This window comes from Halobellus ruber, from assembly GCF_014212355.1.
Classification (GTDB): domain Archaea; phylum Halobacteriota; class Halobacteria; order Halobacteriales; family Haloferacaceae; genus Haloquadratum; species Haloquadratum rubrum.
Genome location: NZ_JACKXD010000001.1, coordinates 220,125 through 245,339 on the forward strand (window position 1 = coordinate 220,125; position 25,215 = coordinate 245,339).

Here is a 25,215-nt window from a genome sequence, read left to right on the forward strand (position 1 = left end):
AGGTCCCGCGGTCCGGCCTCCTCACCGCCGGCCGATCCGGTGCGTTGCGCTCCCCGACCGGCGTCCTCGCCTCACAACCCGGTCGGATGCGACACCACCGTGGTCTCGACGCCCCACTCGGCGACGAGGTCCGCGAGCCGTTCGACGCCGAAGGTTTCGGTCGCGTAGTGGCCCGCGAGCACGACGGTCACGCCCGCCTCCCGGGCCTCGTGGTAGACCTGCTGTTTCCCCTCGCCGGTGACGAGGGCGTCGGCGCCCGCCTCGGCGGCCTCCCCGAGCCAGTCGGCGCCGGACCCCGTCACGATCGCGACGTCCTCGATCCGCTCGGGGCCGAAGTCGAGCACCTGTGGCTCCCGCCCGCCCGTGTCCAACTCGGCGACCCGCCCGCGAAGCCCGTCGACCCCGTAGGCGTCGGGTGCGCGGCCCCGGCGACCGATCGTCACCGGCCCCATCGCTCCGAACGGCTCCCGGTCGGCGAGGTCGAGGAAGTCGGCCAGCCCCGCGGCGTTCCCGAGCGTGGAGTGGCCGTCGAGCGGGAGATGCGAGACGTACAGCGCGATGTCGTTCTCGACGAGCGCGGCGACCGCGTCGTACTCCCGGCCGGTCACCCGATCCAGCCCGCCCCACACGAGGCCGTGGTGGGTCACGAGCAGGTCCGCGCCCCGGTCGGCGGCCTCGGCGATGGTCGCCGCGGCGGCGTCGACAGCGAAGGCTGCGCGGTCGACCGCCGCGTCGTCGGGGCCGACCTGGAGGCCGTTGGCGCTGGCGTCGACGTCGGCGTACTCTTCGGTCCGGAGCCGGTCGTCGAGCCGGTCTGTGAGCGTCGACAGATCCATACTCGGCGCGTCGGCCGCCGGCGGTTTGTACTCCCCGGTCGCGGGCTCTCAATCGGAGCGCTCCCGGCTGTCGGCGTGTGCGTACACGAACGCCCGACACAGTTTCGCCGCCAGCGACGCGGCCTGGCCGTCGTCCCTGTCGTTGACCTCGACGACGTCGAACCCCTCGGCCGAGGGGGCGACCGCGCGGACGACGTCGCGCATCTCGCGGGGCTCCAGCCCGAACGGTTCGGGCGTCCCCGTCCCCGGCGCGAACCCCGGGTCGGCGGCGTCGACGTCGACGCTCAGGTATGCGCTGCGGCCGTTGAGATGCGCGTCGACGTCGAAGTCCGCGACCTCCTCGGGCGGGACGACGGTGACGTCCGACTCCGCCGCGCGGTCCCACTCCTCGGGTGAGCCGGTCCTCGCGCCGAGGATCACCGCCTCCTCGACGCCGGGATCCGCGTCGGCGCCGTCGCTCTCGATTCTCCCGTCTGCGCCGCCGTCCGTCTCCTTTCCCTCGCCGACGCCGGCGCCGGCACGATCGAGGATCCGCCGGGTGACAGTCGCGTGGCTGTACTCGTTGCCGTCGTACGCCTCGCGGAGGTCGAGGTGGGCGTCGAGACAGACGAACACGTCGGGATCCGTCGCGTTCACGCCCGCCGCCGACACCGTGTGTTCGCCGCCGAGAAGGAGGGGCACGGCGCCGTCGGCGACGGCGTCGCCGAGTTCGCCCGCCAGCCACGACAGGTACGCCGGAGCATCGTCCCACGCCCTGACGTCGCCGCGGTCGTGAACGGACAGTTCCGAAAAGTGCAGGCCGGTCAGGTGGTCGTAGTCGTCGAACGTCCGGGCGAACCGCCGGATCCGCTCGGGGCCGAACCGGGTCCCGGGCCGAAACGTCGTGGATACGTCGAGCGGCGCACCCACGACGGCGTAGGCGGCCTTCTCGCCCGACGCGGTCGCCCCGGGGAACATCACGCCTCAGACGATCTTCCGCTGGCCTTCGTACTCGAGGTACTCGATCTCGTCGTCGGGCGAGAGGTCCTCGTCGTCGGGGATCCGCATCGTGAACGTCTGGTAGGTTTCGAGGTCCATGATCTGGGCGTCGTCGCCGGTCACCGAGACGACCTGGCCCTGCTTTCGTTCGATGATCGGCACCCACACCTTCGCGTCGACGGGCTGGCTCAGCGACCGCTTTCGGCCGTCGAAGACGCCGCGGCCCTCGACGCGGGCCTTCGCACTCCCGTGTTTACCCGGCTTCGCGGTGCTGTAGGCGTTGATTTTGCACGGCGACTCCTCCATCATCACGTAACTGCCCTCCTGCAGATCACGGACTTGCTTCTGCTCTTTCGGCATACCCCGGGATTGTCGTGTGTTCGGTATAAACCGTTTGGAAACGCGCTCTCCGGGCCGCCGGCCGCTCGCCGCCGGCCCCTGCTTCACGACTCGTCGGGGTCGCTGGAGGGGGACCGTCTCCCGGACCGCGTGCGGTCGTCCTGCCGGCGCGTCAGGCTCCCGAGTGCCCCCGCCGCGACGTTCGGGAGGCTGGCGCTCAGGAGGATCAGCGCGGTCGCCTCCCCGGCGGTGTCCAGAAACGGGAGCAGGTACTCGATCGGAAACGGCAGCGGCGCGTCCGTGACGACAGACAGCGCGACCAACCCGGGGATGAGGACGATCCCCCACGCCATCGCGGTCAGGAGGCCGTGCCACGCCCCCTCGGCCGGCTTTTTGCCGGCGACGTAGCCCGCGAGTGCGCTCCCCGCCAGCCCCCCGATCAGGGTCACCCGACCGGTCACGGCGAACACGAGCGCCTCGCTGCAGGCCGCCAGCGCGAAGCCGGCCCCCACCGCCCGCCACCGGGTCATACCCCCGAAACACCCCGCTCGGGCAATAAAACTACGCGTCACACACTCAGTCCTGATAACTGCGCGGTCCCCGACGGTGTGCGACACCGTCCGGCCGAACACCACCCGGCGGTCCCCGACGATGTGTGGCACCGCCCGGCGGCCGCTTTCACTCCCGATCGCGACGCTCGCGCATACTCTGCCGGGTGAACTGCGGCTTCGCCTTGATCCCGCGCTTCTGTCGGAACGACCGGTACAGCGCGATCAGCGGCGGGATCGACAGTACGGCGGCCACCGCCGCCGGCAGGACGCTGGTTTGATCGAACGCGAAGAGGATCGCCGTCGACAGCGCGCCGACGGCGACGAACAGCCCGTAGACGATCCGGCGGGCGAGCCGGTCGAGGACGTCGTTGTCGTCCTCCAGCCGGACGTTGACCTTCAGATTCCCGTTTTGGACCCGGTCGAGCGTCCGGTTCAGCTTCGGCGGCACCTCGAACAGCGCGCGGGTGGTCTCCTGGATCTGCTGGCCCCCCTCCGTGATCAGCTGTCTGGCGGTTTCCTCGTAGTAGCCCTCCTCCTGGAGGTAGTCGGTTGCGACCGAGATGAAGTCGAAGTCGGGGTCGAGCGTGACACAGACCCCCTCGACCACAGTCGCGACCCGGAGGATCAAAGCGAGGTTCCGCGGCAACCGCAGCGGGAACTCGTAGATGGTCGACTCCACCTGTTCGATGATCTGCTGGACGCGGTACTGCTCGATGTCCTCGCCCCTGGCGTCCGCGATCGCGAGTTCCATCACGTCGCCCATGACCTGCCGGTCGGCCTCCGGCGACAGCGTCCCCATCTCGATGAGGGTGTCGAGGATGGCGTCGATGTCCTGGTTTGCGACCGCGAGATAGAAGTCGATGATCTTCTCCTGGATGAACGGGTCGACGGTGCCGGACATCCCGAAGTCGTAGAAGATGATCTCCCCGTCGTCGGTGACCGCGAGGTTCCCGGGGTGGGGGTCTGCGTGGAACACCCCGTCGTCGACGATCATCTGGAGGTAGACCTGCTGGAGCGTCGTCGCCAACTCGGTCCGGTCGATCCCCTTTCGATCTAAGGCCTCGACGTCGTTGATCTTCGTCCCCGGAAGGTACTCCATCGTGAGCACCCGCGGCCCCGAGCGGGCCTCGACAGCCCGCGGGATCCGGATCTCCGGGCTCTCGCGGAAGTTCGCGCCGATCTCCTCTAAGATCCGCTTCTCGCGGCTGTAGTCCATCTCCTGGCGGATCGTCTTCGAGAACTCGTCGGCGAGGTTCTCGAGCGAAAACGCCCGTCCCTGCCCGATGAACCGCTTGACGAGCGGCAGCGACCACTTGATGACCCGGAGGTCCGCCTCCACCAGCGACTCGATCCCCGGACGACGGACCTTCACCGCCACGGGATCGCCGTCGTACTCGGCGGTGTACACCTGGCCGAGGCTGGCGCCGCTTATCGGGTCACGGTCGAAGTCGTCGAACGCCTCGTCGACGGGGCCGAGTTCGTCCTCGATGACCCGTCTCGATTCCGCCCACGGCGCCGGCGGCACGTCGTCCTGGAGGCTGGACAGCACGTCGATGTACGCCGGCGGGAGGACGTCGGGACGGGTCGACAGCAACTGCCCGAGCTTGATGAACGTCGGTCCGAGCGTGAGCAGCGAGTCCAGCAGGATCTCGGCGCGCTCGACCTGCGTCCCGGGGTCGACCTGCCGGGTGCCGCCGAAGAGGAGGTACTTCCGCCGGTCCCGGCTGTAGGCGACGATCAGCGGGAAGAACTGCCGGATCACGCGGAGGAACCGCCAGTACGCGCGCAGATTCACGGGCGGCGGTTACGCGTCGTCTCCGGCCGACGAGATCGGAATCGTCTCCGACGGCGTCGCCTCCCGCTTGGGGATCCGGATCTCGAAGACGCCGTTTGCCGCCTCCGCCGAGGCCCCCGCGCCGGTCGCATCCGGCGGCAGCGGGAGTTCGGCGTCGACGAACAGCGGTCGTTCCTCGCTGACGTAGTGGAACGCCGCCGGTACGTCCTTGGCGCGCCGCGCCTCGACGACGAGCCGGCCGCGCTGGATACGGAACTCCGCGGTGTCGGCGGTCACCCCGGGGAGGTCGAGCACGACGAGGTACGCGTCGTCGGACTCCAGCAGATCGGCGAACACCGACTCGGGAAGGTCCCGAAGCGCGTCCCGCAGTTTTGACATACCGATCGGTAGTAGCGGGAGGTCGAAAAAGGCCGCGGTTCGGCTCGTTCACCGGCCCGAGGGGGGCTACTCGCCTCGTTGCCGCGGTGCTCCGCCCCCGGCTGTCGGGTGGCCGGACGGACGTCACGGCCGCGGTTCTTTTTGTGTCCGGGGGCGCTTCCTCGGGTATGGACTCCGCGGACACTCCCGACCGCCGATCGGCCGGGTTCAAGAACCGAACCCGCATCGACGACGCCCGAAAACGCGTTCTCGACGCGGTGACGCCCCACGACCGGACCGAACGACTCGCCTTGATCCCCGCCGACGGCCGCGCGCTCGCGGAACGGGTCGCGTCGCCGCGGGCGGTTCCGGACTACGACCGCGCGGCGATGGACGGGTGGGCGGTCCGCGCCGCGGACACGTTCGGCTCCTCGGACCGGTCGCCGGGCGTGCTCCGCGTCGCCGACGGCGACGCCCAGTCGTCGCCGGAGACCGCCGTCGCCGACGGGACCGCAGTCCGCGTCCACACCGGGAGCGAACTCCCCGACGGCGCCGACGCGGTGGTGATGATCGAACACGCCGAACGCGTCGGCGGCGACCTCGAAGTGTTCGACGCGGTCACCGAAGGCGAGAACGTCGCGCCGGTCGGCGAGGACGTTTCCGAGGGCCAGCCGCTGTTCGACCCCGGCCACCAGCTTCGGCCGTCTGATCTCGGCCTCCTGAAGTCCGTCGGCGTCGACCGCGTGACCGCCTACGAGCGGCCGACCGTCGGCGTGATCCCCACCGGCGAGGAGCTGGTGCAGTCGGATCCCGCCCCCGGCGAGGTCGTCGAAACCAACGGGCTCACGGTCTCGCAACTGGTCGAGCGGTGGGGCGGGCTCCCGACGTACCGCAACGTCGTCACCGACGACGCCTCGGCGCTCCGGGCGGCGGTCCAGCGGGATCTCACCAAGGACATCGTGGTGACGACCGGCGGGTCGTCGGTCGGCGAACGCGACCTCATCCCGGAGGTCGTCGACGACTTGGGGGAGGTCCTCGTCCACGGGGTCGCCCTGAAGCCGGGCCACCCGGTCGCGCTCGGCGTGGTCGACGAGACGCCGATCGTGATGCTGCCGGGCTACCCGGTCGCCGCGATCGTGAACGCGATGCAGTTCCTCCGGCCGCTGGTGAAGCACATGGGCCATCTCCCCGACGACCCGCCGCCGACCGTCCGGGCGCAACTCGCCAGGAAGATCCCCAGCGAGCCCGGTGTCCGGACGTTCGCACGGGTCGAACTGGACCACAGCGCGGCGGGCGGTGAAACTGACGACGCCCTGCCGACCGCGACGCCCACCCGCGCCTCGGGATCGGGGGTACTCTCCTCGGTCGCGCTCGCGGACGGGTGGGTCGCCGTCCCCGAGGGCCGGGAGGGATACGACGCGGGTGAGACCGTCGCCGTCGAACGCTGGGAGTGGTCGGCGTGAGCGACCGGAAGCAGTTCCGCACCCTCGAAAGCCCCGAGACCGCCCGCGAGGCCATCGCCTCGTTGGATCTCGAACCCGACCCCGAGACGGTGCCGCTGTCGGACGCCGGAGGACGGATCCTCGCCGAGCGGGTCGACGCCGACCTCGACGTGCCCGGGTTCGACCGCGCGAGCGTCGACGGCTACGCCGTCCGCGGCCGGGACACCTTCGGGGCGGACGAGGCCGACCCGGTGGAACTCGAACTTGTAGGCACCGTCCACGCGGGCACGGAGCCGGACGTCGAGGTCGGCGAGGGCGAGGCCGCGGAGATCTCCACCGGCGCGGTGATGCCCGAGGGCGCCGACGCGGTCGTGATGGTCGAACGCACCGAGGAGCGCCACGCGGAGGGCGCGGTACGGGGCGTCGCCGCCTACACCGCGGTCGCGCCGGGGGACAACGTGATGCTCGCCGGTACCGACATCGCGGCGGGCGCCCGGGCGCTCGGACCGGGCACCCGACTCACGCCCCGGGAGATCGGGCTGCTGTCGGCGCTGGGGCTCGAGGAGGTCCCGGTTCGGGGTCGGCCCACGGTCGGCATCGTCTCCACGGGCGACGAACTCGTCCGCCCCGGTGGCGACCTCCGGAGCGAGGCGGGCCAGATCTACGACGTCAACAGCTACACCATCGCCGCCGGCGTCGAGGAGGCCGGCGGCGAGGCCGAACTGTACCCCCACGCCGGCGACGACTACGAGGAGATGGAGCGGCTTCTGCTCGACGCCGCAGCGGAGTGCGACCTCGTGCTCTCCTCGGGGTCGACGTCGGCGTCGGCGGTCGACGTGATCTACCGGGTGATCGAGGAGCGGGGCGACCTCCTCCTCCACGGCGTCGCGGTCAAGCCAGGGAAGCCGATGCTGGTCGGCGAACTCGGCGGGGGCGCCTACGTCGGCCTCCCCGGTTATCCCGTTTCGGCGCTCACGATCTTCCGGACGTTCGTCGCGCCCGCGATCCGCGAGGCTGCCGGGGTTCCCGAACCCGAGACCGCGACCGTCAGCGGGCGGATGGCGGTCCGCGAGCGGTACGGCGAGGGCCGGCTCCGGCTGATGCCCGCGGGCCTCGTGAACGACGCCGACGGCGACACGCTGGTCTACCCCGTCGACAAGGGCTCCGGCGCGACCACCTCCCTGGTCGACGCCGACGGCGTCGTCGCGGTCGACCCCGACACCGAATACCTGGGCGAGGGCAACGAGGTCGAGGTCCAACTCTTCTCGCCGGACGTCCGCCCGCCGACGCTGCTCGCGGTCGGCGAGCCCGACCCCGCGCTCTCGCGGGTGCTCGACGACCTCCGCTCGCCGCGCTTCCTCCCGGTCGGGAGCCGCGAGGGGTTGCGCCGGCTCCGTGGTGGCGTCCCCGACGTCGCCGTCGTCGCCGGACCGACCGACCGCGAGGTCGAAAGCGTCGACCTCGGCGGGTGGACACGGGAGTGGGGGCTGGTCGTTCCCCCCGAAAACCCCGACGGGATCGAGGGGCTCGGCGACCTCGTCGACCGCGACCTCGCGTTCGTCAACCGAGGGACCGACTCGGGGCTCCGGTCGAGCCTCGACGCCGCCGTCGCGGAACTCGCGGCCGACCGCGACGCGTCGCAGTCGGCGCTCACCGACGCGATCCGCGGGTTCGGGGTCGGAACGAAAGGCTTCGAGAGCCCCGCACGGGCGGTCGCCCGCGGCGACGCCGACGCGGGGCTGGGGCTGCGCGCCACCGCCGAGTCGCTGGGGCTCGGCGTCGTCGCGCTGGGCACCGAGTCGGTCCGCGTCCGCGCGAACCCCGACCGCGTCGGGAAGCCCGGGGTCGAGGAGTTGGCCGCGGGCGTCGAGGCAATCGACGGCGTCGTCGACGGACTCGCCGGCTACGGCCCGGACTGAGACCGACCGGGGTCGGCGTCGCCGCCACCGACCTCCGACAACTCCGCGAACGACGAGACGCGACGGTCCGCCAGCACACAGTGCCCACGCCGCTGTGGGGTGTGCCGCTCGACGTGGATCCCGTCGAGGCCGGCGTTCCACGCCGCGCCGATGTCGCTGGCGCCGTCGCCGGCGAGGACCCCCCGTCCCGGCTCCGTCGGGTCCAGCCCGAGCCGGTCGATGGTGTGATACACCGGCCGCGGGTCGGGCTTCCACCCCAGGTCGGGGCTACAGGAGACGAACGCGTCGAACCAGTCGCCGACCCCGAGGCGGTCGACCACCGGCTCCGCGAGGAACTCCTGGCAGTGGGTCACGACGCCGACCGGGACTTCGGCGGCCGAAAGCTCCGACACCAGGTCGGCGGCGTCGTCGTGGAGGTACGTCGCTTCCGCGCGGGCCGTGGGGTCTTCGACCTCGTGGAACGCGGTCCAAAACATCTCCGGGTCGATTCCCCACTCCCGGAGCTGTTCGTCGCGGGAGCCGCCGAGGCCGTGCCAGATGATCTCGGCCTCGCGGTCGGTGAACCGCCGGCCGATCCGGTCGCCCACGCGGTCGAAGACGGCGCGGGTGTAGGACCACTCCGCGTCGACGAGCGTGCCGTCGAGGTCGAACAGCCAGAAGTCGTAGGTCGCGGGATCGTCGGCGCCCATCGGGATCAGGTAGGCTCCACGACGGCAAGTGGGTTTCGTCGCGCGGGAGGCGGGCGCCGGCCGGAAGCCGCCGCCGGTCCGGCGTCAATACTCCGCGTCGAAGAGGTTCGCCAGACGGACGTCCTGGCCGGTGATCCCGCCCTCCTCGTGGCTGGTGAGGCGGACCTCGACTTCCTTGTACCCCACGACGATCTCGGGGTGGTGGAACTCCTCCTCGGCGACCTCGCCGACCTGCGTGACGAACGAGATCCCCGAGAGGTAATCGTCGAACTCGTAGGTGCGCGTTATCTCGTCGCCGTCGCGTTCCCACCCGTCCGGCAGCCGCGATCGGATCTCGTCGTCTGACAGTAGTTCAGCCATATCCGAGGCCTCTCCCGCCGGGCGCATAACGTTTCTCCCGGCTCAGTCGTCGGACCGGCCCTCGACGGGCGGCCGCAGCGACCCGCCGTCGCGTCGCAGCCCGCCCTCCTCGGAGTTCCCGATCGGGATTCCGTCGGGGGCACCCTCCGGCCTCCCGTCGCCGCCGGGGGGCCCGTCCCCGAACCCGGGATCGAACAGCTGCATCGCGGTCCGGATGGTCTCCCAGTCGTCCTCGGCGGCGGCCTCCCGGAGGCTCTTGGTCGGTGCGGCGAGCAACTGCCCGACGAGGGCGTCCGCCATCGACTCGACGGCCTCCCGCTGGTCGTCGGTCAACCCGCCGGCAGCTTCCAGCTGTGAGACCGCGGTCTCGACCTCGCGGGCCTTGATCCGCTCTGCGGCCTCGTACATCGTGCCGATGGCCTCGTCGGCCTGCCGGCGCTTGTACTCGTCGAGCAGCCGGTCGAACTCCGCGTCGATCATCGCCTCGACCTCCCGCGCGGCCGCCTCCCGGTTCGCTCGGGTCTCCGCGGTCACCGACTCGAGGTCGTCCATATCCCGGATCTCGACCGCGCCGGCCTCCCCGGCCGCCGGATCGACGTCCCGCGGCTGTGCGAGGTCGACGACGAGCGTCTCGCCCGCCGCCGCAACGTCGTCGGCGTCGACCACGTACTCGGAGTTGTCCGTCGCGGTCACGACCACGTCGGCCGCCGTCAGGGCGTCCTCGACGTCGTCGAGCGACATCGCCCGGGCGTCGGCGTCGACGCAGTTGGCGACGTGCTCGGCGTGGGGGACCGTCCGGTTGGCGACGATCAGTTCCCCGACGCCGGCGTCGGCGAGCGCCGTGGCGGCGAGTTTCCCCATCTCGCCCGCGCCGACGACCAGGGCGGTTGCCCCCTCGAGCGCCGTCTCGCGTTCGGCAAGCCTGACGGCCGCCGTGCCGATCGAGGTCGCGCCGTCGTTGATCACCGTCTCGGTGCGGGCGCGTTCGCCCACGTGCACCGCCTTCGTCAGCCCGGTCTCCAGGGTTGGCCCCAGCCCGCCCGCGCCGCGGGCGACCTCGACGGCGCGTTTGAACTGCCCGAGAATCTGGTCCTCGCCGACGACCAGCGACTCCAGCCCGGCGGCCACCCGCATCAGGTGCCGGAGGCTCTCCTCGTGGCCCATCTCGACCACCACGCTCCCGTCGTCGAGTCCGGCGCCGAGCAGCGACAGCGCCGCCCGTCCGGCCTCGGTGGAGTCGGCGACGACGTAGGCCTCCGCGCGGTTACACGTCTGCAGCGCGAACGCCTCCCTGATCCCGTCGTGGGCGAGCAGCGACTCGACGACGCCCCGGGCGCTTTCGCCCGCGGCCGCCTCGATCTGGTCGACGCTCGCCCGCTCGTGCGACACACGGGCCCCACGGATCACTTCCGTGTCCATCGGTCACCCCCCGTCGTGTTTCGTATCACGCGTGTCGCCTCTCGGCGAGGATTGGGGGTCCCCGTACGTAAACCCTTCCAAACTTCCGAGCTCCTGACGACGGCCCGAACCGCATCACGGCGCTCGGACGGCTCCAGGTCCGACGCCCGGAGTTCCGCCCGGAGGTCGGCGGTGAGGTCGGCCATCCCTTCGGCGCCCTCGATCTCCGATCCGATCCGCTCGCGGAGGTACTTTGCCAGGGCCGGGCTTCGGCCCCCGGTCGAGATCGCAACCCGCACGTCCCCGTCTGTCACGGTCGCGGGCACCACCACGTCGGCCGGCGGGCCGGCGGCGTCGGGGTCCTCGGCGTCGTCCCCGCCGTCCCCGATCGCCGCGCTCCGGTCGGCCCGATTCAGGAGGACGCCGCGGTCCCGCGCCGCCGCCGCCACCGCGTCGTTCACGCCGTCGTCGTCGGTCGCGGCCACCGCCAGGGCGGGCGTCGTCCGGTCGAACCACCTCCCCACGTCGTCGGCGGCGGGGCGTGCGCGGATCAGGTCCGCGCCGCCGAAGTCGTCGGCCTCGAAGGCGGGGCTCACGACGACCACCCGGGCCTCCGCGGCGAACCGCCGGGCCTTCCGCGCCCCCACGGGACCGCCGCCGAAGATCAGCACGGTCTGGTCGGTGAAGTCGTGGTACAGCGGGATCATCGCCCCGTCACTCCGTGTTGGCGTCGGCGCGTTCGTCCAGCCTGATCCCGGTCTTCTTCAGGATTCGTGTCGAGAACAGCGAGTCCCAGTCGCCCTCGTCGACCTCCCAGTACTCCGCCATCGTCTGCTTGACCTCCCGGATCCGGCGGTCGCTCTCGGCCGCCGAGCGGCCGTGGGTCATCGCGAAGAAGTTGTACGGCCACACGCCCTCGTGACGGGGGCGTCGATAGCAGTGCGTGACAAAGGGAAGCGACGCCACCGCCGGGCCGACCGTCTCGACTACGCCGTCGGGGACGTCCCACACGGTCATCCCGTTCTCGGTGTAGCCCAAGGCGTAGTGGTTCGGAACGACGCCGACGCGACGGACCTTCCCTTCCCGCTCGAACCGCTTGATCGTCCCGACCACCCACGCGGGATCCGCCCCGATCGCGTCGGCGACGTCGGCGTAGGGGCTGTCGGTGATCGGCAGCCCCCCCTGGATCTCCACCACGAGGTCGCGCTCGACGGGCGCCAGCGTCCGCCGGTCGGTGGGGGTCACCTCGGGGCCCAGATCGGAGAGATCCACGTCGCCGTCCTCGATCGGGCCGTCGACGAGGAACTTGGCTTCGACCCGGAACTCCCGCTGTTTCGGCATATTGTACGTTTCCTGGCCGGTCTCGGCCTCGATCTCGGCCAGCACCTCCCCCACGCGGTCCTCGTCGGCGACGCTGACCACGAACCACATATTCAGATGCGGGTGTTCCCGCTCGTAGTTGTGCGCGACCTCCCGGTGGCTGTTGACGGCCTCGGCGACCTCGTCGAACCGGTCTTCGGGGGCGTGCATCGCCACCAGGGTGGCGGTCCCGCCGATCTCCTCGGCGTTCACGAGCGCGCCGAACCGGCTCAGCGTTCCCGCCTCGTCGAGGTGGGCGATCCGCTCGCGGAGTTCCGTCGCGGTCACGCCGACCCCCCGCTCGCGGAGGGCGGCCGCCGCCGGCTCGAACGGGCGCTCGACGACCGGGAATCCGCCCTGGAAGGCGTTGATGATCGCCCGGTCGAGGCGGGTCAGTTCCCCGGTCTCGGCGTCGGGGTTGTTCATATCCGTGTTGGGGATGCGAGGAGGATAAGCGTCTCGAAGCGGTCGGACGCCGGTCGCTACTCGAACGTCGCCTGCGGTTCGACCGCGGCGGCCCCCGGAAGCTCGATCCGGACCCGGCACTCCCCGTCGGCTTCCGGGAACTCAAGCCGCCCGTTTGCGTTCTCCACGGTCCACTTCACCATCCACAGTCCGAATCCCTGGCCGTGGAGCAGCGGGGTCTGTTGCCCCGTTTCCAGCGCTCGTCTGTCGTCCTCCGGGATCGGGTCGCCGGGGTTCGTGACCTCCACCCGAGTGGCGTCCTCGACGGTCGCGATCGACACGTCGACCCGCGGCGGCGACTCCGGCTGGTGTCTGACCGCATTCTCGACCAGTTCCTCGACCGCCTCGTCGAAGTTCCCGTCGGTGAACACGGTCCGGGAGCCGTCCACGGACGTCGTCACCTCGACTTCGGGATGGCGGTCTTTCACCCTCTCTACTGCCTCCGCGATCACCCGCTCGGGGTCGGTTGGTTCGGGATCGCCCTCCGAGAGGGTCGCTTCGACGTGCCGCGCCTTCTCGGAGGTCCGAAGGATCCGCTCGGCGTTTCGCAGCGTCACGGCGATCCGTTCGCGGGTCTCGTCGGGGAGCTCTTCGGACTCCAACACGTCGCGGAGGTGCCCGAGTATCACGTTCGTCTCGTTGCGGATATTGTGCCTGAGGGCCCGGTTGAGCACCCCGATCCGCTGCTCCCGACGTTCCAGGCCTTTCCGCGCCTCCTCCAGGCTGTGGGCCTGTTCCAACATCAGCTTCCCGTTGGACTGGGGTTCCTCGCTGCCGTCGAACTCCTCCGGCGGCACGTAGAACGGGTTCTCACACACCCGTCCCTTGTAGACGAGCTGTTCGTGGGTCCACAGCGCCTTCCCGATCGACTCCCCGTCGAAGCGGCCAACCCGATACTGACACAGTGCCGTGACCGGGAGGTCGGGGGCGCGGTCGTCGAAAAGCGACTCGAAGTCGAGGATGCGATCGAACGAGTGCTCCGTGTGGAAGCACCACGTGTTCTCGCCCGCGACGCTTAGCCCGGAGTAGCCCGACTCGACGGCCCGCTCTGCCTGGGCTTCGAGTTCCGTTGTCATCCGGTCCGGGTCGAACCCGTCGTCGAGATAGACGGCTTCGGCGTCCTCGATCGAGAGGTCGCCGTCCGCCCCCCGCACACCGGTGTCGATCCCCGCAGTCCGGAGTGCGGCCCTGACGTCGGCGGGGTCGTTGTCGTCACACAGGTACAGCACCCGACGCCCGCGGCCAAGCTCCCGCCGAACGAACGCGGCGCAGGTGACGAGTTGGCACTCGGTCGACTCGTAGAACAGCGCCAAGTGCCGACAGAGATCAGCCTCGGCGAACTCCGAAACGATCTCCGGCTCCTCGGGAAGCGTTTCGGGTCCGCCTCCGTCTGGAGTCGTCTCCGAGTACACGTCGAATCGTGGCGCCCGGTTGCGGTTTAGTCTTGTGATCCGTCGAAAACGCCGGAAAGAGACGATCTATCCCGAATCCGTCTTGCGGTTCCGGGACCGCTACGGGACCGCCGTCACGCCGTCGACATACTGCAGGGATTCGAGGTCGGCAACCAGCGACTCCTGCTCGACGGTCGCCTCGTAGTAGAACACGATGTCGAAGGTCCCCTCGCGGAGGAGCTGCTGACACTCCCAGACGAACGCGTCGTCGAGCGTCAGCCCCTGGAACTGGTTCGACGCGAACTCCTCGGTGTCGTTGCCGGCGTAGATGTACGTCTCACCCTTCCCGGCGTGTTCGGCGATGACCTCGTCGATGTCGACCGTGAGTTCGTGCATCTCCAAGTCCTCCTCGCCCCCGAGGTCGGTGTGGACGACCGCGCCGACGAGTTCGATCTCCCCGGGTTCCAGGAGGGCCTTGGTCCGCCGGTAGAGGTCCTCGTCGAGAATTTCGCTCATACCGGGCGGTCGTTCGCACCGAATAAACGGGTGGCGGTTCGGTGCTCGTACCGTGTCTGGATGCACGATAGCCGATTGGAGATCCACCGTCGGGCGGGACTGGAAGGGGGCTTCCGATCTCTTCTCCACACTGTCTCCGTCGCTTACAGTTGTACCCAAACAGTACACGTACTTGCGACGGAACGCTTTTCTCGCCGCCGGGCGGCTTTCTCGTATGCCAATCGGGGAGCTGTACTCGGTCGACGGCGCCAGCGACGTCCACTACGTCGACGTCGGCACTCACGGCGTCCCGAACTACGGGTCGGTCTACGCCGTCGACGCCGAAGAGCCCGCGATCGTCGACACCGGCACCGGACGGAACGACGACCGTGTGCTCGACGCCTTGGACGAACTCGACATCGACCCGGAGACAGTCCGGCACATCCTCCTGACGCACGCCCACCTGGACCACGCCGGCGGCGCGGGCGCGCTCGTCGAGGCGTGTCCGAACGCGACCGTCCGGATCCACGAGGCCGGTGCCCCCCACCTCGTCGACCCCGACCGGCTCGTCGCGGGCACGAAGGAGGCGGTCGGCGACCACTGGGAGTTCTACGCCGACCCCGTTCCGCTCCCCGAAGCGCGCGTCGCGTCCCTGACCGACGGCGACGAGGTCGACCTCGGCGACCGAACGCTCGCGGTCCACGGCGCGCCGGGCCACGCCCCCCACCAGGTGTTGTTTCACGAGGCCGAAGACGATCTGCTGTTTACCGGCGACGCCGCCGGGATCTACGTCCCCGGACGGGGGATCAAGGAGTCGTCGCCGCCGCCGCAGTTCGACCTGGAGGGGTGTCTCGACGACGTCCGGACCATCGAGGGGATAGCCCCCGACACCCTCTGTTTCGGCCACTTCGGCGCGGTAACCTACCGGCCGGAACTGATGGCTGAGTACAAGCGCACGCTGGTGGAGTGGGTCGAGGCGGTCCGACGGAAGCGCGCCGAACTCGGCGACGACGATGCGGTCCGCGAGCACTTCGCCGACACGACGGATCTGGCGGACGTCTGGAGCGACCGGAAGGCGCGCGCCGAGGAGCGGCTGAACGTCCGCGGCGTGCTCGTCGCGCTGGATCGCGGGAAGGCGTAAGGTCGGCGCCGCCGGCCGATCGGTGTGGCCGCTGCTCGGCGTCGGTTCCGTAAAAAAGCGGGTTCGCGTGGTTCGATCCCGCCGCCCGTCCCGACCGGGCGTGTCGGCGGTTCGACGCGCCGTGCCGACACCCCGTCTTCGGGGCCGGGGCAAATCAGCGTTGTCGTCTGCGGTCAGTCGTCGGCGGGGGCGGGGCTGTCGCCCGTGGAGACGCCCGTGCCCGGCCCGACGTCGATGCCGAGCTCCTCGAGCCGGTCGTCGGGAACGACCCCGTCGACCCACCCGCGGCGGTCGTAGTACTCCCGTTTCATCTCGTCGAGCTCACACAGCTCGCCTTCCATCCCGCCCTGGCCGGGGATCGCGTTCTCGTGGCCCTCCACGAACCGCCCCGGCAGCGAGTCGTCCGCGCCGTCGAAGCCGGCGAGGTTGTTGTAGTACCGTTCGAGGGTGTAGATCCGGTCGCCGGCCTCCATCAGCTCGTCCTCGGTGAGGTCGCGGCCGGTCATCCCGTTGTACTGGTCGACGTACTCGTCGATGCCCTCCGCGAATGCGTTGAACTTGCAGATGTCGAAGGAGTCGGAGATCGCGTGGAGGTCCTGGAAGAGGGCACACAGCTCGCCTTTGCCCTCCCACTCGGTCGGGTCGACCTTCTCCGGGATGCCCAGGATCTCCGCCGACGGCGTGTAGCCGCGGAGGTGACACGCGCCGCGGTTCGAGGTGGCGTAGCCGATCCCCATCCCCTTCATCGCGCGGGGGTCGTAGGCGGGGATCGTCTGGCCCTTGACGGCCAGGGAGTTGTCGTGGGCGTCCTTCTCCTCGGCGACGCGGCGGGCGCCCTTCGCAAGCAGGTCGCCGAGCTCGGAGTCGCGGTGGGCGATCTCCTCGAGGAGATCGAGCATATGCTCGGTGTCGCCCCAGTCGATGCCAGAGTGGGACTCCGTCCCACTCGCAGACGGGCTCCGCCCGTCGACGTCGTTGAGATCGTCGAGTTTGCCCTCCTCGGTCATCTCCATCGCCATCGCGATCATGTTGCCGGCCTCGATTGTGTCCATCCCGAGGTCGTTGCACATGTTGATCATCACGGCGATGGAGTCGCGGTCGTCGTTCATCGAGTTGGGGCCGAGCGCGAACGCCGACTCGTACTCGTAGGACTCCCCGCGGACGTTCAGCTCCTCGCCCTTCCGCTCGTAGGTGACCTCGGTCTCCTTCTTACACGCGACCGGACACGAGTGACACGTCGGCTCGTCGACCAGGATGTTCTCCCGGACGTTCTCGCCGGAGACCTTCTCGGCGTCGATGTTGACGTCGTCGGGTTCGGCCTCGGCCTCGGAGTGCGTCGAGGTGTACTTGGCGTTCCGGGTGGGAAGCCCGTCCATCTCCTCGGTGAGGTTCATCAGGACGTTGGTGCCGTACATCGAGAGCCCGCCCTCGTTGGGGGCGGTGACGTCGGACTCCTGGATGAGTTTCATCGCCTGCTGGTAGCCCTCGGTGAACGTTTCAGGCTCTGCGGGCTTCGGCATCCGCGTCCCGGACTTGATCACGACGGCCTTCAGCCCCTTCGAGCCCATCACACAGCCGGTGCCGCCGCGGCCGGAGGCCCGGTCGTCCTCGTTGACGATGCAGGCGTACTTCACGCCGTTCTCGCCGGCGGGACCGATCGCCATCGCCGAGAGGTTCTTCCCGAACGCCCCTTCGTGTTCTTCCTCGATCTCGTCCATCGTGTCGTGGACGCCGAGCCCCCACAGCTCGGATGCGTCCCGGAGTTCGACCTCGCCGTCCTCGACGTAGGCGTACACCGGGTCGTCGGCCTCGCCCTCGAACAACAGGCCGTCGAAGCCTGCCCACTTGAGCCGCGCGCCCGACCAGCCGCCGTGGTGGGAGTCGGTGACCGTCCCCGTCAGCGGGGATTTGGTACAGACCGCGATCCGCCCGCTCATCGGGGCTTGCGTCCCGGTAAGCGGACCGTTGGCGAACGCGAGCAGGTTCTCCGGTCCCTCCGGGTCGACGTCGGGGCCCTGATCGAAGACGTACTTCGCTCCGAGACCGCGGCCGCCGATGTACTTCTCGGCGTCCTCCTGGTCGATTCCCTCGTACTGTACGTCGTCGCCCGAAAGATCGATCCGGGCGACGTGGTCGTTGAATCCGCCTAAGTCGGTCATAGTTAATGTACACAGTTCAATACATCCTCAGCTATGTTAATCGTTACCCCGAGTACGTAACCCAATTCACTTACACGAACCGTCGTCGGGATCCCCTGCCGCTTCCGTCCGCATCGTCCGACCCCGACCGCACCCTGCTCCGACGGAGATTTACCCCGCCGCCGGCTACCCCGACACAATGAGCCAGCCGAGCCCGGAGGTCTACGAGCGTGGCAAGGGGATGGACGCCCACAACCAGGTGATGCGGGCGGTTCGTGCGGAGAAGGACAAACACTACGACCCCCACGAGCCCACGCGGGTCTGGCTGGACGAGGACAACACCCCCGACGGGGTGGTCACGTCGCTGACGATCATCCTCAACACCGGCGGGTGTCGGTGGGCTCGCGCCGGCGGGTGTACAATGTGCGGCTACGTGGCCGAGTCCGTCGAGGGCGGCAGCGTCGCCCACGACGCCCTGATGGACCAGATCGACGTCTGCCTGGAGCACGAGGCCGAGAACATCGGGGGGTCGGAGACGCCCCGCGCAGACGGCGAAGCCGTCGACGCGGAGGAGCGGGCGGACCTCATCAAGATCTACACCTCCGGGTCGTTCCTCGACGAACGGGAGGTCGGTGCCGAGACCCGGGCGGCGATCGCCGACACCTTCGCCGACCGCGAGCGGATCGTGGTGGAGTCGCTGCCGGACTTCGTCGACCGCGACAAACTCGCCGACTTCACCGACGTCGGGCTGTCGACGGACGTCGCGGTCGGGCTGGAGACCGCAACCGACCGAGTCCGCCACGACTGCGTGAACAAGTACTTCGATTTCGCGGACTTCGAGGCCGCCTGCGCTGAGGTCCGCGAGGCCGATGCCGCGGCTGACGGGGTCGACGCGGGCGTGAAGGCGTATCTCCTGATGAAACCCCCGTTCCTCTCGGAGTCGGAGGCGGTCGACGATATGATCTCCTCCGTCCGGCGGTGTGCCGCGGTCGACGGCTGTCACACCGTCTCGATGAACCCCTGTAACGTCCAGCGGTACACGATGGTGGACGAACTGTTCTTCCGGGGCGGCTACCGGCCGCCGTGGCTGTGGTCGGTCACCGAGGTGCTGGAGGCCACCGCCGACGTCGACGCCATCGTGGTGTCGGACCCCGTCGGCCACGGCTCCGACCGCGGCCCGCACAACTGCGGGGAGTGCGACGACCGGGTGCAGACGGCGATCAAGGACTTCGACCGCCGGCAGGACCCCGCGGTCTTCGAGCAGGTGCACTGCGAGTGTGAAGCCACCTGGGAGTACGTCCTCGACGCCGAGACCAGCTACGCGATGCCGCTTTCGCGTTAGGTCGTTGCAGTCACTGTCGCCGGTCGGCGCGGCGACTCCGCGCCCGCGCGAGGAGGAACCCGACGCCGGCGACGACGAGGAGGACGCTCCCGACGACGACGCTCCCGCTCCGGATGGCGGTCCCGACGGCGATGCCGGCCCACGCGGCGCCGAAGATCCCGTGTGCGATTGCGAACAGCCGGCGGCCGCGCCGCAGGAAGACGGGGACGCCGAGACAGAACCCGGCGGCGAGAACGACCGCCGAGAGCGCGACGGGACGGGCCCGGACCGAGCCGACCGCGATCGGCCCGACAACCGGTTCTAAGAGGAACAACAGTCCGCCGAGCCCGACGAGTACCCCGACGACGGCGGGCCAGGGTTCGACGTCGAGTGCGGCCGTGACGTCGGGCCGGTCGCTCGCTTCCGGACGGTCGGTCACGGCGCGTCGGGCCTCCCTGCGGGGACACCTCGTCGGCGATCCATACCGCCCGTTCGACCCCAGCGGATTGAACCGTTCTCCGGTCAGGCGAACGCCCGCAGCACGCCCTGCCCGTCGACGCTCCGGTTCAAATCCGGCAGCGACGCTCGCTCGGGGTGGGGCATCAGAACGGCAACGGTCTCCCGCTCCCCGAGGATCCCCGCGACGTTGCCCTTCGAGCCGTTGGGGTTGGCGTCGTCGGTCACGGTTCCGTCGGCGTCGCAGTAGCGGAACAGGACCCGATCGTCGGCGACGAGGTCGTCGTAGCGGTCGTCGCCGATCTCGAAGCGGCCCTCGCCGTGGGCGATCGGCACCGACAGCACCTCGCCTTCGTCGTAGGCAGCGGTCCACGGCGTGTCGGCGTTCTCGACCCGGAGGTGGACGTACTCACACTGGAAGCGGGCGCTTTCGTTGGTGGTGAACGCGCCGGGAGTCAGTTTCGCCTCGCAGCCGATCTGGGCGCCGTTGCAGACGCCGAGGACGGGCACGCCGTCGTCGGCCGCGTCGCAGACCGCGTCCGTAATCGGCGAGTGCGCCGCCATCGCCCCCGCCCGGAGGTAGTCGCCGTAGGAGAACCCCCCGGGGATGACGATCCCCTCAGTGGCTGCGGGCAGGCCGTCCTCGTGCCAGACGCGTTCGGCGTCGACGCCGAGGTGCGAGAGCGCGCGGACGGCGTCGCGGTCGCAGTTCGAGCCGCCGAACTGGACGACAGCGACTGTCACGGGACCCACCTCTCGTGGTGGCGTACGACAGTTGCTGTCGTAGAAGCGACTGTCACGGGACCCACCTCTCGTGGTGGCGTACGACAGTTGCTGTCGTAGAAGCGACTGTCACGGGACCCACCTCTCGTGGTGGCGTACGAGAGTCGCTGTCGGTCTTGGAGCGCGAGAAACGACCCTCATTCCGAGTCGTCCACCTCGACGTCGTAGTCGTGGATCGTCGGGTTCGCGAGCAGCCGCTCGGCCATCTCGTCGGCGCGGTCGGCCGCGGCCGACGCGGAGTCGGCCTCTAAGTCGACCTCGAAGCGGTCCGCCGACCGGAGGGCTTCGAGCTCGAACCCCAGGCGTTCGAGCGCCCGCTTCGTCGTCTCGGCCTCGGGATCCAGCACGCCCCGCTTGAGCCGAACCGTCACCGTCGCGGTGTACGTCGTCATCGCTTCCAACTCCGCGGTGGGGTGGCAAAGTCGTTTTGGACCGGGCGAACCCGGCGGACGCCGACACAGCCCCGGCTCACAGTTCGCGCACCCGCTCGACGGCGTCGCCCATCGCGGGCGCGTCGAACCACTCGGTCCCGGTGTAAGCGTTCGCGCCCGCGGCGTAGAGGTCCGAGACGGCATCGAGCACCGCCTCCGGAAGCGGCTCCGGCGAGCGGTCACACAGCTCCCGCCAGTCGGCGACGCCCTCCTCGGCGCGCGCCTCCGATTTCGCCGCCGAGACCGCCTCGACCCACTCGGGGTCGGTCCGCTTGTAGTACTGCCGGATCACCTCCTTGGAGACCTCCTGGCCGTCGTAGGCGAAGCGGTTCTCGTCGAACGTCCCGACCACGTCCGCGATCTTGATGGTGCCCTCGTGGTAGAGACACTCGATCTTGCCGTCCTCGTGACGGAACCCCCGACTTTCGGCCCGTTCGTTCAGGATTTCGTTGACCCCGAGCGCGACCGACTCCAACTCGTCGAGGTCCGCCCTGCCGGCGATCCGGTCGGCCTCCGGACGGTCGAGATACCGGTCCTGCTCCTCGTACTTCGTCGAGAACTCAACCACGGGCTCCGGGAGGTCGATCGTCTCCTCGGGCCAGGTGTCGGCGTCGAGGCCGTAGTCGGCGGGCGACCCCCGCGAGCGGAGGCTCGACCCGACCGGGACGGTGTTCCGGAAGACGATCTCCAGCGGGATCATGTAGTTCCCGCCGGCAGCGTCGTGGTAGGCGTCGTAGTCGTACTCGTCGCCGAGGTACGGCAGGTCCGGGACCTGCGTGAGTTCGATCGCCATCGCCGTCGGCGGCGCGGCACAGTCGTCGAGGTCGACGGGGCGGTCGCCACCGCGTACCTCCGGCCCGTAGACGCCGCGGTAGTGGGTCGACACGCCCTCGTCCTCGAGGACCTCGAAGTTGTGCGCGCCCATCGTACACAGCGATGCACCCTTCCGTGGGACGTGATCGGGCATCTCGCCCCAGTCGAAGACGGAGTACCGGTCGGTGAAGACGAACCGGCCCCGCCCGAGGTCGGTGCCGGTGGGCTCCCGGACCACCCGGAACTCCTTGACGCTCGTCATACGCCGAACTCCCGGCGGCAGCGCACAAAAGGGTTCACCTCCGCGAACGCGGCCGGCGTCGGGGTCCGGCCGCTTCCGGTACCACTGCCGTTTTTGTCGCCCGCGACCCTGGGTAGCGTATGCACGAGCCACCCGTCCCGGGCGACGGCGACTTCGAGTTCTCGATCGTCCCCGAGACGGACCAGTCGTTCGAGAACGCCCTTGCGGCCGCCCGGGACGGCGACCGGCTCACGGTCGACGACGGGATCGAACTCGTCACCACGGGCACCGACGTCGACGGCATCGACCCGGTCCGAAAGGAGCAGGTGCTGGAAGCCGCCGACCGGCGACGCGCGGAGGTCGTCGGCGACGAGGTGACGTTCGTCGCCAACCTCAACAACAACGTCACGACCGCGTGTAACACCGGCTGCCTGTTCTGCAACTTCAAGGACACCGCCCACCGGTTCGAGGCCGACAGCGGGGCCGACCACGCGGGGTTCACGAAAACGCCCGCGGAGTCCCGCGCGGCCGTCGAGGAGGCGCTCGGAATGGGGATCTACGAGGTCACCTCGGTCTCGGGGCTCCACCCCGCCTTCGCGCTGAACGACGAGCACCACGAGATCCTGGCCGGCCACGACGACCCCGCGACGCAGGTGAACTACAAGCCGCCCGCAGTCTACGAGACGGATCCCGGAACCTACCTCGACCAGTTGCGCGCGATGTCGGTCGGCGGCGTCCACCTCCACTCGATGACTCCCGAGGAGGCCGCCCACGCACGGCGCGGCACCGACTGGTCCTACGAGTCGGTCTACCGGAAACTCCGGGCTGCCGGCCTCGACTCCGCGCCGGGGACGGCCGCGGAGATCCTCGTCGAGGAGGTCCGCGACGTGATCTGTCCCGGGAAGATCGGCAGCGACGAGTGGGTCGACGCGATGGAGGGCGCGATCGCCGCCGGCCTCGACGTCACCGCCACGATGATGTACGGCCACGTCGAGAACGCCGCCCACCGGATCCACCACCTGCAGACCGTCCGCGACCTCCAGGACCGAACCGGCGGGATCACGGAGTTCGTCCCGCTGTCCTTCGTCCATCAGAACACCCCGCTGTACGAACGCGGCGTCGTCGACGGTGGCGCCAGCGATGCGGAAGACGAACTCGTGATCGCGGTTTCGAGACTGTTCCTCGACAACGTCGAGAACGTCCAGTCGTCGTGGGTGAAGTTCGGCGACGCGAAGGCGCTGAAGCTGCTGAACTGCGGCGCCAACGACCTGATGGGAACGATCCTCTCCGAGGAGATCACCACCCGCGCCGGCGGCACCCACGGCGAGTTTCGGTCGTTCGCCGATTACGTCGGGATGATCGACGCGATCGGCCGCCCGGCGGTCGAACGCTCCACCGACTACCGAACCCGGCGGCGGATCGACCACGACGACCCGCCGCACGGCCCCGAACTCGGGCCGCGTGCCGACGGGACGCCGCTGCTCGGCAGTCGGGCGGCTCCGGGCCGCGACGCCGCCGGCGCGGACGACTGACAGAACCGGGGACGCCGTCGGATCGACCCGCGGATTATTGCTTCGGAGGCCCGAACGTACGGGCGAATGAGGATCGCACTCATCGGAGTCGGGCAGGCCGGGGGAAGGTCGCGGAGGCGATCCTGGCGTACCGGGCGTCGAGCCGGACGGCGTTCGTCACCGACGCCCTCGCGGTCAACTCCGCGCGAGCCGACCTGCTCGGCCTCCGCCGGATCCCGACCGACGCCCGCATCCTCATCGCCCAGTCCCAGGCGAAGGGCCACGGCCGCGGCGCGGACAACGAACTCGGGGTCCGGATCGACGAGATCACCGTCCACGAGGTCGACGCGTTCCTCGTCACGGCCGGGCCGGGCGGTGGAACGGGCTCGGGCGCAACCCCCGTCATCGCCAGAGAACTCTCCGAAGTATACACCGAACCCGTCCACGGGCTCGGCGCGTTGCCCGGGAGCGACGAGGGCGGGATCTACGCGCTGACCGCCGCCCGGGAGGTCGACAACCTGCTGGTCTTCGACAACGACGCCTGGCGCCGCTCCGGGGAGAGCCTCGGGGGCGGCTACGCGAGCCTCAACGAGGAGATCGCGCGCCGCCGAACGCCCGCCCGAACTCCGGGAGACGATCCGGAACGCCGACGGGATCGATCCCCCGTTCTGAACGGACGAGCCGGCGCTCGCTGCGCGTCTCGTGGGGCCCGGCAGGCTCTCGGAGCCGTCAGTCGCCGCTGGCGGGCGACGGGACCGCGAGCGGGCCCTCGCGTCTGGCGACGCTGCGGTACCGCTCGCCGTGGAGGTCGTCGGCGAGGATCGCGGCCTCGATCGGCTCCGGCAGCCACTCCCCGCGGGCCGGCGCCCCCGCGAAGCCGTCCCGACGGAACTCGTCGGGGAGATACCGGTCGTAGACGGGCAGCCGCTCGTGGAGCGGCACGCCCCCGGAGTCGGCGATGGCGCGCAGTTCCCGCAGCGCCGGCCACTCGTACTCGGGGTTGATGTAGTCCTTCGTGATCGGCGAGACGCCGCCCAAGTCGTCGACACCGCAGTCCAGGAGCTTTCGCGTCGGCGAGAGGTTCGGCGGCACCTGCACCGAAACGTCGGCCGGGAGTGCCGCTCGGGCCATCGCGACGGTCTTGCGCATCGTCGCCACCGCCGGCCGCTCGAAGTCCGACCGCTCGTTGGGGACGACGTTCTGGACGATCACCTCCTGGACGTGGTCGTAGCGGTCGTGGAGGTCGGCGATCGCGAGCAGGCTCTCGGCGCGGTCCCGCTCGGTCTCGCCGATCCCGACCAGGATCCCCGTCGTGAACGGCACGCCGACCTCCCCCGCGGCCCGGATCGTGTTCAGCCGCTGGCCCGGGGTCTTCCGACGGGAGCCGGCGTGGGCGTCGACGTCGGCGGTGGTTTCGAGCATCACTCCCATACTTGCGTTGACCGGCGCGACCCGCCGGAAGTCGGCCTCGGTCAGGTCCCCGGGGTTGGAGTGTGGAAGCAACCCCTCCTCTAACGCCGTCTCACAGCACGCCCGGAGGTAGCCGAGGATATCGTCGTAGCCCCACTCGTCTAATTGGTCGTGGATCGCCCCGTAGCGGGCGTCGGGCTCGTCGCCGAACGTGAAAAGCGCCTCCGTGCAGCCGGCGTCGGCACCGACCCGGAGCCGCTCGCGGACCTCCTCGGGGGAGAGAAGCGTCGCCTCGCCGGGCACGTCGTAGTACGTGCAGTAGGTGCACGTGTACCGACAGGCGGTGGTCAGCGGGACGAACACGTTCCGCGCGAAGGTGAGTTCCCCGGCCGCCTCGACGTCCGCCGGCGTCGTCGACCGCACCGCTTCGACGTCCGACTCGTCGAGGGCGATATCGACGCCGTACTCCTCGGCCGCGGGGAACATCGTGGTCCGACCTGGGGAGTGGACGTACAAAAACTGTCGTGGTGCCGGAACTCCGTGCCACTGCCGTCGGTCCCTTCTCGGGGCGCTCCTCCGACACCCTCCTCCCGGAG

24 protein-coding genes and 1 pseudogene are annotated in these 25,215 nt (G+C 69.9%); 6 read left to right on the top strand and 19 right to left on the bottom strand.

Annotated features, from left to right (window positions below):
* Window positions 1-71 precede the first annotated feature (71 nt).
* The 6 genes from H5V44_RS01170 to H5V44_RS01195 form a co-directional block, all read right to left on the bottom strand.
* The gene (locus H5V44_RS01170; protein WP_185191306.1) at window positions 72-836 is read right to left on the bottom strand and encodes a Nif3-like dinuclear metal center hexameric protein; all 765 of its coding nucleotides are present in this window, start codon (window positions 834-836) and stop codon (window positions 72-74) included.
* A 48-nt stretch (window positions 837-884) separates the two neighbouring features.
* Complete coding sequence (locus H5V44_RS01175) at window positions 885-1,793, bottom strand: arginase family protein (RefSeq protein ID WP_185191307.1); 909 nt, start codon at window positions 1,791-1,793, stop codon at window positions 885-887.
* 6 nt (window positions 1,794-1,799) lie between these two features.
* The gene (locus H5V44_RS01180; protein ID WP_185191308.1) at window positions 1,800-2,174 is read right to left on the bottom strand and encodes a translation initiation factor IF-5A; all 375 of its coding nucleotides are present in this window, start codon (window positions 2,172-2,174) and stop codon (window positions 1,800-1,802) included.
* Window positions 2,175-2,257: 83 nt separating this feature from the next.
* Entirely contained in the window at window positions 2,258-2,683 is a 426-nt protein-coding gene (locus H5V44_RS01185) for a DUF5518 domain-containing protein (RefSeq protein WP_185191309.1), read from the bottom strand.
* 148 nt (window positions 2,684-2,831) lie between these two features.
* Entirely contained in the window at window positions 2,832-4,499 is a 1,668-nt protein-coding gene (locus tag H5V44_RS01190; protein ID WP_185191310.1) for an AarF/UbiB family protein, read from the bottom strand.
* Window positions 4,500-4,508: 9 nt separating this feature from the next.
* A complete protein-coding gene (locus tag H5V44_RS01195) occupies window positions 4,509-4,877 on the bottom strand; it encodes an Hsp20/alpha crystallin family protein (RefSeq protein WP_185191311.1) in 369 nt (122 codons plus the stop codon).
* 167 nt (window positions 4,878-5,044) lie between these two features.
* On the opposite strand from H5V44_RS01195, the gene H5V44_RS01200 reads away from it, so the two are divergent.
* On the top strand, window positions 5,045-6,319 hold the full coding sequence (locus H5V44_RS01200; RefSeq protein ID WP_185191312.1) for a molybdopterin molybdotransferase MoeA: 1,275 nt from the start codon (window positions 5,045-5,047) through the stop codon (window positions 6,317-6,319).
* Complete coding sequence (locus H5V44_RS01205; RefSeq protein WP_185191313.1) at window positions 6,316-8,217, top strand: molybdopterin biosynthesis protein; 1,902 nt, start codon at window positions 6,316-6,318, stop codon at window positions 8,215-8,217. Before H5V44_RS01200 ends, H5V44_RS01205 begins: the two co-directional genes overlap by 4 nt.
* Here H5V44_RS01205 and H5V44_RS01210 read toward each other — a convergent pair.
* The 7 genes from H5V44_RS01210 to H5V44_RS01240 all read right to left on the bottom strand — a co-directional run bounded on the left by H5V44_RS01210 (window position 8,202) and on the right by H5V44_RS01240 (window position 14,395).
* Window positions 8,202-8,906, bottom strand: a complete 705-nt coding sequence (locus H5V44_RS01210; protein ID WP_185191314.1) for an HAD family hydrolase — start codon at window positions 8,904-8,906, stop codon at window positions 8,202-8,204. The genes H5V44_RS01205 and H5V44_RS01210 overlap by 16 nt on opposite strands.
* Before the next feature lie 84 nt (window positions 8,907-8,990).
* Window positions 8,991-9,266 carry a 4a-hydroxytetrahydrobiopterin dehydratase gene (locus tag H5V44_RS01215; RefSeq protein WP_185191315.1) on the bottom strand — a complete coding sequence of 92 codons (276 nt, stop codon included), beginning with the start codon at window positions 9,264-9,266 and terminating at the stop codon, window positions 8,991-8,993.
* 42 nt (window positions 9,267-9,308) lie between these two features.
* Window positions 9,309-10,685: a glutamyl-tRNA reductase gene (gene hemA / locus H5V44_RS01220; protein ID WP_185191316.1), complete on the bottom strand. Its 1,377-nt coding sequence runs from the start codon at window positions 10,683-10,685 to the stop codon at window positions 9,309-9,311.
* Window positions 10,670-11,371, bottom strand: a complete 702-nt coding sequence (locus H5V44_RS01225; RefSeq protein ID WP_185191317.1) for a precorrin-2 dehydrogenase/sirohydrochlorin ferrochelatase family protein — start codon at window positions 11,369-11,371, stop codon at window positions 10,670-10,672. Before H5V44_RS01225 ends, hemA begins: the two co-directional genes overlap by 16 nt.
* Before the next feature lie 7 nt (window positions 11,372-11,378).
* Window positions 11,379-12,449: a siroheme decarboxylase subunit beta gene (gene ahbB, locus H5V44_RS01230; RefSeq protein ID WP_185191318.1), complete on the bottom strand. Its 1,071-nt coding sequence runs from the start codon at window positions 12,447-12,449 to the stop codon at window positions 11,379-11,381.
* A 56-nt stretch (window positions 12,450-12,505) separates the two neighbouring features.
* Complete coding sequence (locus tag H5V44_RS01235) at window positions 12,506-13,900, bottom strand: MEDS domain-containing protein (protein ID WP_185191319.1); 1,395 nt, start codon at window positions 13,898-13,900, stop codon at window positions 12,506-12,508.
* A 99-nt stretch (window positions 13,901-13,999) separates the two neighbouring features.
* A complete protein-coding gene (locus H5V44_RS01240) occupies window positions 14,000-14,395 on the bottom strand; it encodes a DUF5778 family protein (protein ID WP_185191320.1) in 396 nt (131 codons plus the stop codon).
* Window positions 14,396-14,609: 214 nt separating this feature from the next.
* Here H5V44_RS01240 and H5V44_RS01245 point away from each other — a divergent pair, with 214 nt between their 5' ends.
* Window positions 14,610-15,515 (top strand): MBL fold metallo-hydrolase, encoded by a 906-nt coding sequence (locus tag H5V44_RS01245; protein ID WP_185191321.1) that lies wholly within the window; start codon window positions 14,610-14,612, stop codon window positions 15,513-15,515.
* Window positions 15,516-15,688: 173 nt separating this feature from the next.
* Here H5V44_RS01245 and H5V44_RS01250 read toward each other — a convergent pair whose 3' ends face one another.
* On the bottom strand, window positions 15,689-17,674 hold the full coding sequence (locus tag H5V44_RS01250; protein ID WP_185191322.1) for an aldehyde ferredoxin oxidoreductase family protein: 1,986 nt from the start codon (window positions 17,672-17,674) through the stop codon (window positions 15,689-15,691).
* A 178-nt stretch (window positions 17,675-17,852) separates the two neighbouring features.
* Here H5V44_RS01250 and H5V44_RS01255 point away from each other — a divergent pair, with 178 nt between their 5' ends.
* Entirely contained in the window at window positions 17,853-18,995 is a 1,143-nt protein-coding gene (locus H5V44_RS01255) for an archaeosine biosynthesis radical SAM protein RaSEA (RefSeq protein ID WP_185191323.1), read from the top strand.
* 10 nt (window positions 18,996-19,005) lie between these two features.
* On the opposite strand, the gene H5V44_RS01260 is transcribed toward H5V44_RS01255, so the two are convergent.
* From H5V44_RS01260 to H5V44_RS01275, 4 genes are all read right to left on the bottom strand, one after another.
* The gene (locus tag H5V44_RS01260; RefSeq protein ID WP_185191324.1) at window positions 19,006-19,413 is read right to left on the bottom strand and encodes a hypothetical protein; all 408 of its coding nucleotides are present in this window, start codon (window positions 19,411-19,413) and stop codon (window positions 19,006-19,008) included.
* A gap of 83 nt (window positions 19,414-19,496) precedes the next feature.
* Window positions 19,497-20,174, bottom strand: a complete 678-nt coding sequence (gene purQ, locus H5V44_RS01265) for a phosphoribosylformylglycinamidine synthase I (RefSeq protein WP_185191325.1) — start codon at window positions 20,172-20,174, stop codon at window positions 19,497-19,499.
* Between the two features lie 176 nt (window positions 20,175-20,350).
* A complete protein-coding gene (gene purS / locus H5V44_RS01270) occupies window positions 20,351-20,605 on the bottom strand; it encodes a phosphoribosylformylglycinamidine synthase subunit PurS (RefSeq protein ID WP_185191326.1) in 255 nt (84 codons plus the stop codon).
* Between the two features lie 76 nt (window positions 20,606-20,681).
* Entirely contained in the window at window positions 20,682-21,719 is a 1,038-nt protein-coding gene (locus H5V44_RS01275) for a phosphoribosylaminoimidazolesuccinocarboxamide synthase (RefSeq protein ID WP_185191327.1), read from the bottom strand.
* Window positions 21,720-21,838: 119 nt separating this feature from the next.
* Here H5V44_RS01275 and cofH point away from each other — a divergent pair, with 119 nt between their 5' ends.
* On the top strand, window positions 21,839-23,230 hold the full coding sequence (gene cofH / locus H5V44_RS01280; protein ID WP_185191328.1) for a 7,8-didemethyl-8-hydroxy-5-deazariboflavin synthase subunit CofH: 1,392 nt from the start codon (window positions 21,839-21,841) through the stop codon (window positions 23,228-23,230).
* 66 nt (window positions 23,231-23,296) lie between these two features.
* Window positions 23,297-23,817 (top strand): annotated as a pseudogene (locus H5V44_RS01285) (cell division protein); the annotation flags it as partial.
* Between the two features lie 121 nt (window positions 23,818-23,938).
* Here the strand turns inward: H5V44_RS01285 and cofG are convergent.
* Entirely contained in the window at window positions 23,939-25,105 is a 1,167-nt protein-coding gene (gene cofG, locus H5V44_RS01290; protein ID WP_185191329.1) for a 7,8-didemethyl-8-hydroxy-5-deazariboflavin synthase subunit CofG, read from the bottom strand.
* Between the last annotated feature and the right edge of the window lie 110 nt (window positions 25,106-25,215).

Coding starts and splice junctions, on each gene's coding strand:
- hemA (WP_185191316.1), bottom strand. CDS start 10,685: ATGGACACGGAAGTGATCCGTGGGGCCCGTGTGTCGCACGAGCGGGCG.
- H5V44_RS01185 (WP_185191309.1), bottom strand. CDS start 2,683: ATGACCCGGTGGCGGGCGGTGGGGGCCGGCTTCGCGCTGGCGGCCTGC.
- H5V44_RS01210 (WP_185191314.1), bottom strand. CDS start 8,906: ATGGGCGCCGACGATCCCGCGACCTACGACTTCTGGCTGTTCGACCTC.
- H5V44_RS01255 (WP_185191323.1), top strand. CDS start 17,853: ATGAGCCAGCCGAGCCCGGAGGTCTACGAGCGTGGCAAGGGGATGGAC.
- H5V44_RS01195 (WP_185191311.1), bottom strand. CDS start 4,877: ATGTCAAAACTGCGGGACGCGCTTCGGGACCTTCCCGAGTCGGTGTTC.
- H5V44_RS01275 (WP_185191327.1), bottom strand. CDS start 21,719: ATGACGAGCGTCAAGGAGTTCCGGGTGGTCCGGGAGCCCACCGGCACC.
- cofH (WP_185191328.1), top strand. CDS start 21,839: ATGCACGAGCCACCCGTCCCGGGCGACGGCGACTTCGAGTTCTCGATC.
- purS (WP_185191326.1), bottom strand. CDS start 20,605: ATGACGACGTACACCGCGACGGTGACGGTTCGGCTCAAGCGGGGCGTG.
- H5V44_RS01170 (WP_185191306.1), bottom strand. CDS start 836: ATGGATCTGTCGACGCTCACAGACCGGCTCGACGACCGGCTCCGGACC.
- H5V44_RS01250 (WP_185191322.1), bottom strand. CDS start 17,674: ATGACCGACTTAGGCGGATTCAACGACCACGTCGCCCGGATCGATCTT.
- H5V44_RS01175 (WP_185191307.1), bottom strand. CDS start 1,793: ATGTTCCCCGGGGCGACCGCGTCGGGCGAGAAGGCCGCCTACGCCGTC.
- H5V44_RS01225 (WP_185191317.1), bottom strand. CDS start 11,371: ATGATCCCGCTGTACCACGACTTCACCGACCAGACCGTGCTGATCTTC.
- ahbB (WP_185191318.1), bottom strand. CDS start 12,449: ATGAACAACCCCGACGCCGAGACCGGGGAACTGACCCGCCTCGACCGG.
- cofG (WP_185191329.1), bottom strand. CDS start 25,105: ATGTTCCCCGCGGCCGAGGAGTACGGCGTCGATATCGCCCTCGACGAG.
- H5V44_RS01240 (WP_185191320.1), bottom strand. CDS start 14,395: ATGAGCGAAATTCTCGACGAGGACCTCTACCGGCGGACCAAGGCCCTC.
- H5V44_RS01200 (WP_185191312.1), top strand. CDS start 5,045: ATGGACTCCGCGGACACTCCCGACCGCCGATCGGCCGGGTTCAAGAAC.
- H5V44_RS01180 (WP_185191308.1), bottom strand. CDS start 2,174: ATGCCGAAAGAGCAGAAGCAAGTCCGTGATCTGCAGGAGGGCAGTTAC.
- H5V44_RS01245 (WP_185191321.1), top strand. CDS start 14,610: ATGCCAATCGGGGAGCTGTACTCGGTCGACGGCGCCAGCGACGTCCAC.
- H5V44_RS01215 (WP_185191315.1), bottom strand. CDS start 9,266: ATGGCTGAACTACTGTCAGACGACGAGATCCGATCGCGGCTGCCGGAC.